Annotated in this window: 2 protein-coding genes; both read left to right on the top strand. The window is 64.3% G+C overall.

The annotated features are described in order from the left end of the window. Nucleotides 1-22: 22 nt before the first annotated feature. Entirely contained in the window at nt 23-1,645 is a 1,623-nt protein-coding gene (locus G3480_RS02910) for a sensor domain-containing diguanylate cyclase (RefSeq protein ID WP_164652167.1), read from the top strand. 297 nt (nt 1,646-1,942) lie between these two features. Then, nucleotides 1,943-7,171 carry a PAS domain S-box protein gene (locus G3480_RS02915; RefSeq protein WP_164652168.1) on the top strand — a complete coding sequence of 1,743 codons (5,229 nt, stop codon included), beginning with the start codon at nt 1,943-1,945 and terminating at the stop codon, nt 7,169-7,171. Nucleotides 7,172-7,384 lie beyond the last annotated feature (213 nt).

The following is a 7,384-nucleotide window of genomic DNA, read 5'->3' on the forward strand; positions in this document are numbered from 1 at the left end:
TGAAGCACAGTCCGAGGCCCCTATGCTGAAAACCACCTGGAGACCCTTCTGGACCTGGTTTCCGCCGCTCGCGCTCCTTCCTCTAGTGGGCCTCGCATCGCTCTACCACTGGCAGATGGCGGACTTCGAGGCGGACCTTAGGCGTACCGAAGGCCTGGTGATCGAGGCGCAAACGGCGGTGGTCACACGTAAGTTGGACCGACTGCTCGCCGATATCCGCATCTTGGCCGCGCAGAACGAACTCGCCGCCTTTCTCGACACGGCGGATCCCAGCTGGCTGCCAAAAATCGCGCAAGAATATCTCGCCGTGAGCCGCTGGTCTCAGGTCTATGATCAGATCCGCTACTTGGACGAGGATGGGATGGAAGTCGTGCGCGTCAACTTCAACGACGGCCACCCCGCCATCGTTCGCGACTCGGACCTGCAGAACAAGCACGACCGCTATTATTTCACCGAGACGCTGGCGCTATCCGCTGGCGAGATCTATGCCTCGCCCCTGGATCTCAACATCGAGAACGGTGCGCTCGAACGTCCCTACAAGCCGATGATCCGGGTTGGCACACCCGTCTTCGATCGCCACGGCAACCGACGCGGCATCGTGCTCGTCAATTTCTTGGCCCAGCAACTCCTGGATGCCATCCTGGACGTCGATGCAGCCTCAATCTCAGCGTCCATGTTACTGAACGCTGAGGGATATTGGCTGCTCTCACCAGACCCGTCACTCAATTGGGGTTTCATGATCCCTGAGCGGCGCGATGCACGGATGCAAAGCCGCTATCCCGAAGCATGGCATGCCATGAACCAGTCTCCGTCGGGGCATGTCCTCACGGATCGTGGCTTGTTTTCCTTCCGCACCCTGACACCCATGCAACATGGCCATCGCGCACTCGCATCAGAGACCTCACCCAGTGCGCCACCCGCAACGGATCAGTGGATCCTCGTCGCCCATGTCAGCGAGGCGTCGCTGGGCCAGACGCGCTCGCATCTCATGTTCTCGCTGATCCCACTGGGCGTTGTCATCCTGCTGCTCCTCGCGGTAGGTTTGCGGGCAAGCAGTGTCGCCCGGATCGAGCGCAAGCGGCACCAGGCGCAACTCGAGAAAATGGCTCGAATGGATGCCGTGACCGGCGTCGCCAATCGACTTAGCCTCGAAGAGCAGCTCGCGCGCGAGCATGAACGTGCGCGGCGCCATGCTCGTACGCTGGCGCTCCTTTACATCGACCTGGATGGATTCAAGGCGATCAACGACACCTTGGGGCATCTGGTCGGGGATCAGGTCCTCAAGGAGATCGCCACGACGCTTGCCACCGAATGTCGCAGCGAGGACGTGGTGGGTCGCTTAGGAGGGGACGAGTTCGCCGTGGTGCTGCTTGAGCCGCTCGATATGGCGACCGCCGCATTGGTCGCGGAGAGAATACGTGATCGGATCGCCGCCCTGCGCTGGGATCGTCACGCTGTAACGGCCAGTATCGGGCTGGCGCTCTATCCCGACCATGCAAGCGAAGTTCCGGAACTGATCCGGCTCGCGGATACCGCGATGTATGCCTCCAAGGATGCCGGCAAGAACCGCGTGACCTTGGCGTCCGACGTCGCAGCAAGCGCCCCGGTCGCAGGCGAGCGAGAGACCATCGCCAGCGGGGTTTGATGCCCTCGTCGCAGAGGCCCATGCAGATGAGCGACCACCGCTGCTTGGACGCGCGCTACAGGACGCAAACCGCCGATAATGGCGGGCATCTCCGGGGGGAGATTCGTTCGACCTCAAGCGCGGTCAATCGATCTCGAGATCAGTGATGAGAACCGGTGAAAGTGGCGTATCTTTAGAGGTTGAGAATTTTCGCCGCCTCTTGGTCGGCGCAATCAATCCATCGACCTCAGGATCAGAGGCCGCAACCCGTGGATGGCAATGTGCCCCATGCGAAGCTAGCTGAACAGGCGGTTGATCTTGTCCCCTTGCCGTTGGATCCATTGTTCCATCCTCGCGCTGCTGCTGCCCCTAGCGGCACTCCTCGCCCCCACTGTCCTCTGCGCGCAGGAGCCACCGCCCGAAGTGGTGATCCTGGTGTCCTATCACCCAGGCGATGCCTGGTCCGACAACGAGCTGGCCGGACTGCTGCCGGCCCTGAAAAAGGTCTATCCGGATCTCTTGCCGGCGATCGAATTCCTGGATGCCAAGCGCTTCCCTAGACCTGAGTATCTGGCCCTGGTCAAAGACCATTTGAGCCGTAAGTACCAGGCTGACAAGATCGACCTGGTCATCGCCCTCGATAATCCAGCGCTCGACCTGTTGCGCACCTATCCGACCGAACTCTTTGCGGGGACTCCCGTCGTCTTCGCCGGGATCAACGGCTATCGGCCCAGGTTCCTGGATGAGCGCGGCCGGATGACCGGCTTGGCCGAGGTGCAAGACATGGCCGGCACCCTAGAACTGGCGCTGCGCCTGCATCCAGGGACCAAGCACGTCTTTGCGATCCATGACTACGGCGCCTCTGGGCTGGCGGTGCGCCGCGAGATGGAGGCCATGCTGCCCCAGTTCGCGGACCGCGTGCGCGTCGAATTCGCGCCGGATGTCCCCTTCGCCGAGCTTGAACAGCAATTGGCGGCCCTGCCATCCGACAGCATCGTGCTGCTGCTCACCTATGTCAGGGATCGCGCCGGGCGTGTCTTCAGCCGCGAAGAGAGCACGCAACTGATCAGCGCTGCCAGTCCGGTCCCAGTCTACGCCATGCACGAGACGCGATTGGGCCATGGCATCGTCGGCGGGCTGCTGCTGGACGGCCGTCAGCATGGCGCCCAAGCCGCAGCCCTGGCCCTGCGGGTGCTGGCGGGAGAGGCGCCTGAGCACATCCCGGTGGAGCCAAGTCACTTCCTACCGGAGTTCGACGCGATTCAATTGCAGCGCTTCGACATCGCCCTGGAGCGTCTGCCGGAGGGCAGTCGGATCATCAATCGTCCGCAGTCCTTCTACAGCCAGCATCGGCGGCTGGTCTGGACCCTGCTGACGGTGTTGCTGTCGCTAACGCTGGCGGTCCTAGCGCTGGCGGTTGCAGTCGTGCGCATTCGGCGTGCCGGCACGGCACTGCGTCTGAGCGAGGCACGACAGGCGCGGCTGGCGCGGCTGTATCAGACCCTGAGCGACACCAACCAAGCCATCGTGCGCGTCAACGATGAGCGCGTGCTCTGCGAGCAGATCTGCACGCTCGCCCAGCGCCTGGCTGGCTTCCGGCTGGTGTGGATCGGGCTGCAGGCCCCCAGCCAGGATCAATTGATCCCTCTGGCGGTCACTGGCGAAAACGCGCAGCTGCTGCTCGACTCCCAGGTATCACTCGACCCTAACTCCCCGGAAGGTCAAACGCTCGCCGCAGACTGTTTCCGCACCGGCGCGGTGCAGGTCTGCAACGATACTCAGGTCCTTACGGGGCATGGCCAGGTGCGCAAGCAGCCTTTCAAGGAGGGACTGGCCGCCATCGCCTGTCTCCCGCTGCGCCGACATGAGGAGACCGTCGGCGTGATGGAACTCGGCTCGACCCAGCGCGACTATTTCGACGCCGAGGCCATGGCCTTGCTCACCGAGATGGCCATGGACATCTCTTATGCGCTCGACAATCTGGATCGGGCACGCACCTTGAGCGCGACCCTGGAGCAATTGCGCCAGAGCGAGGCGCGCTACCGCCTCATCGTCGAGACCGCCAACGAGGGGATCTGGGGCGTGGATGCGGACCAGCGTACCAACTTCATCAACCCGCGCATGGCGCAGATGCTGGGTTACGAAGCAAGGGAGATCCTCGGGCGAAGCGTCGACTCCTTCATGCACCCCGAGGACCTCGACGACCACGCACAGCAGATGCAGGCCCGCCACCAGGGAGAACCGGGCTACTACGAACGGCGTTTTCTGCGCCAAGACGGCACGACCCTCTGGGCCCTGGTCGCGGCGGCACCCATCTTGGACGGGGCCGGCGGCTTTCGTGGCAGCTTCGGCATGTTGACCGATATCACCGAGCGCCGACGAAACGAAGAGCGGGTCAGAGAACAGCGCGCCTTCTACGAGGACATCCTGGACAAGGTCCAGGACGGGATCTGGGTCAGCGACACCCAGCATCGAATCATCTACGCCAACCCGGGCATCGCCCGGCTCTCGGGTCTCCCGGCCGATCAGATCCTGGGCCAGCAGGTTCTAGAGGACTTCTCCGAAGAGACCCTGCGCGCATTCCGCCCGATCTACCTCAGGGTCATGGACTCCCTCAAGCCGCTCCCCTATGAGATTCAAGTGATCACGCCCTCGGGCCGGGAAGGCTGGCAGGCTGGTTGGCTGATCCCGGTGATCGAAGAGGACAGCTTCACCGGGATGATCTGCACCATTCGGGATACCACCGAGGCACGTGCCGCGCAGCTCGCGCTGGAGCGCTACAAGGTCGGACTCGAAAAGACCGTGGAACATCGGACCGCCGAACTGCGTGAGTCGGAGGGATTCCTGCGCCTCATCCTGGAATCCAGCGCCGCAGGGCTCTATGGCCTGGATCTGGACGGGCGGATCAGCTTGGTCAATCCAGCCGCCTGCCGTCAGCTCGGCTATCAGGCCGAGCAGCTCATCGGCGGATACAGCCATGACATCTTTCACGCACGGCGCGCGGATGGCAGTCCCTATCCGCGCGAAGACTGCCCGACCTGCGTGACCCTGCGAGAGGGCCTGACGCTGAGAGTCGACAACGAGGTCTTCTGGCACGCCGATGGGCACGCCATCCCCGTGATCTATAGTGTCCATCCGATGCTCCGTGGCGGCCAGCGCGTCGGCGCCGTGGTCAGCTTCCAAGACATCACCGAGCGCAGACGCCTGGAAGACCGCTTGCGTCACTTGGCGGAGGCGGTCGAGGGCATCGCTGGGGTGCGCGACCTGACAGAGCTGACCGCCATCGTGTGTGCCGCCGCGCGCCAACTGACCGGGGCCGATGGCGCCACCCTGGCACGCTGCGACCACCAGGCCTGCGACTATCTCGATGAGGACGCCATCGGCCCACTGTGGAAGGGTCAGCGCTTCCCGCGCGACGACTGCGCCGCGGGCTGGGCGATCCGAGAGGTCGGGCCGATTGTGATCGAGGACGCTGCCGACATCCCCAAACTCCCGGCCGAGCTAGACCCGCAGACCTTCGTCAAGAGTCTCAGCCTGGTGCCGATCGGACACCGCGACCCGGTGGGGGCTATCGGCTGTTACTGGGCTCACCCCCATCGGGTCAGCGACGAGGAACTCGGCCTGCAACAAGCGCTGGCGGATGCTGCGGCGGTGGGCCTTGCGAACCTGGACCTCTACCGGCGCCTGAAGGATGCGCGGGCGGTGGCCGAGCATCTCGCCCAGGTCAAGAGCATCTTCCTGGCCAACATGAGCCACGAGATCCGCACCCCAATGAACGCCATCATCGGCTTGACCCATCTGTTGCAGCGCGACATCAGCGATCAGGAGCACCAGCGCAAGCTGGAGAAGATGATGACTGCGGCGCGCCACTTGCTCGCGATCATCAACGAGATTCTGGACTTCTCCAAGATCGAGGCCGGCAAGCTGGTCCTGGAACAGACCGATTTCGCCTTGGAGACGGTGTTGGAGCACGTCCGTTCGCTGATGGAGGAACCGGCGCGGGACAAGGGCCTGGCGCTCGCGGTGGAACTCGACGCCTCAGTCGCGGCCTTATCCATGCTGCGCGGTGACCCGACCCGCTTGACCCAGGTGCTGCTCAACTACCTGGGCAATGCGGTGAAGTTCACCGAGTCCGGAGCAGTCAGGCTGCAGGTGCGGGTCGAAGAAGAGCGTGACGACGACTGGCGGCTGCGCTTCGAGGTGCGGGACACCGGAATCGGGATCCCTGCGGAGGCCCAGTCGCGGCTGTTCGAGGCCTTCGGTCAGGCGGATGATTCCACCACCCGCAGTCATGGGGGCACCGGACTCGGCCTGGCCATCAACAGACGCCTCGCCCGGTTGATGGGCGGCACGGTCGGCGTCGAGAGCCGCCCCGGAGAGGGCAGCTGCTTCTGGCTCACGGCCCGCTTCGGCAAGGCGCGCGCGTCCACAGCGGAGCCCGACGGCATCGAGCCTACCACCAGCGCCTCTGACGTTGAGCGCGAGCTGTGCGCCCACCATGGCGGCGCCCGGCTGTTGCTAGCCGAGGACAATCCGATCAACCAGGAGGTCGCCCAGGCGCTCCTGCACGAGGTGGGACTCCAGGTCGACCTCGCGCAGGATGGTGCGCAAGCCTTGGCCATGGCGCGCGAGACCGCCTACGACCTCATCCTGATGGACGTACAGATGCCAACGCTGGACGGACTGGAGGCAACACGCGCGATTCGCCAGCTGCCGGGTAGGATCAAGACCCCCATCCTGGCCATGACCGCCAACGCCTTCGCCGAAGATCGCGCCCGCTGTCTCGCGGCGGGGATGAACGACCATGTCGCCAAACCCGTGGAGCCGGACGCCCTTTTCGCCACCCTGCTCAAATGGCTACCCCGAACCAAGCACACAACGCCCACGGCCATGCCAGAGGCCAAGATGGCGGAGCCTGACCTCGGCTCGGCGGATGAGGACATGACCCGGCTGGCGGCGATCAAGGGGCTGGACCCGACAATCGGACTGCGTGGCGTGCGCGGCAAGACCGCCGTCTATACCCGACTCCTGCGGACCTTTGCCCATCTCCACAGTGAAGACGTGACAGCGCTGCGCGAGTGCCTTGCCAACGGCGAGCCCGCGTCGGCACGGCAGCTTGCGCATCGCCTCAAGGGCGTCTCCGCGACGCTCGGCGCGACCAAGGTGCGGACCATCGCCGCGGACCTTGACGCCGCACTCGGAAAGCAACCGATCGGGCCGGAGCTGGAGCCGCTGATCGAGGCGCTGGAGCAAGCGCTTACCTCGCTGGTCACGGAACTCCGACACCACCTGGCGTCGCCGCAGCCAGGCAAGCCAATTGCGCCGGACGACCCTCGGCTCGACCAGGTGCTCGCGGAACTCGATGGCCTCTTAACTCAGGATGACGCACAGGCGGTCCAGTGCATGCGCCACCATGGCGATCTGCTGCGAAGCACCTTGGGCCAGGCCTTCACTGAGCTGGAGCAGCGGATCGAGCGGTTCGATTTTGACGGAGCACTTCAGCTGTTGAGGCAGTGGCTGGAGACCAAGGGTCGCTTGCCCTCCTGACAAGGCGCCGAACAGAGGCGGCCATCGCGCTGAGCAGATCAGCCACCGGCGTCTCATTGACCGTCAGGCGCGCCCTGACTACCGGGGATGGCAGCGCTGCCGCGTCATCCTGCGCACTGGGGCGAATGGCGTCTGTGGGCGTTGATCATCGGACCGTCCAGTCGGTTGAGTCGACAGCGTGAATCCTTAAAGGCAAAGCGACGTGGGAGCGGG

This window comes from Thiorhodococcus mannitoliphagus (assembly GCF_010915725.1).
GTDB classification, from domain to species: Bacteria; Pseudomonadota; Gammaproteobacteria; order Chromatiales; family Chromatiaceae; genus Thiorhodococcus; species Thiorhodococcus mannitoliphagus.

Coding starts and splice junctions, on each gene's coding strand:
- G3480_RS02910 (WP_164652167.1), top strand. CDS start 23: ATGCTGAAAACCACCTGGAGACCCTTCTGGACCTGGTTTCCGCCGCTC.